This is a genomic window from Phormidium sp. CCY1219, from assembly GCF_035615515.1.
Taxonomy (GTDB): Bacteria; Cyanobacteriota; Cyanobacteriia; order Cyanobacteriales; family Laspinemataceae; genus CCY1219.
In genome coordinates, this window is record NZ_JAJENT010000115.1 from 1 (window position 1) to 845 (window position 845).

The window sequence follows — 845 nt, forward strand, 5'->3', positions numbered from 1 at the left end:
GAACAATTGCCTGATGGGGTGGAAATTAGCGAAAATTTGGCCCAGGTATTAGATAAGTTATTATCCGATTATCCAAACCAGCGATATCAATCAGCATCGGAAGTATTAGACGCCCTGAATCCGCTGCTAAAATTTAGCTTTGAGGTAATTACTGTGAATCGGTATGGACAAGCGATCGACCGTCAACAAAGGGAGGCGGAATATTTTACCGAAGATTTGCGACAAGGAATTGGGTTAGAAATGGTACGCATTCCGGCGGGTACTTTTATCATGGGTTCCCCGCAAACGGAGTCAGGGAGAGATAAGAATGAAGGTCCGCAACATCAGGTAAAAGTGCCGGAATTTTTTATAGGCAAATATCCGGTAACCCAGGCACAATGGCAAGCAGTGATGGGAAATAATCCCTCTTATTTTACCGGAGATAATTTACCAGTGGAAAACGTATTCTGGCACGATGCGGTAGCATTTTGTGAGCAACTGTCAGAAAAAACGGGACGGGTTTATCGCTTACCCAGTGAAGCAGAATGGGAATATGCCTGTCGCGCCGGAACCACCACGCCATTCCATTTCGGGGAAACTATTACCCCAGAATTGGCTAACTATAATGGAAATTATCCCTACGCTGAGGAAGAAAAAGGGGAATATCGAAAAAAAACCACGCCGGTAGGAAATTTTCCGCCCAATGCATTTGGACTACAGGATATGCACGGAAATGTCTGGGAATGGTGTCAGGATACTTGGCACGCGAATTACAATGGTGCGCCCTCGGATGGGAGTGCTTGGGATTGGGGAGGAGATTCTGGGTACCGGATGCGGCGTGGAGGGTCTTGGAATTTCATCCCCAG

Annotated in this window: 1 protein-coding gene; it reads left to right on the top strand. The window is 46.6% G+C overall.

Annotated elements, in window-relative coordinates:
* A partial coding sequence (locus LKK83_RS00645) for a formylglycine-generating enzyme family protein (RefSeq protein ID WP_324628798.1) occupies positions 1-845 on the top strand: 845 nt, incomplete at both ends.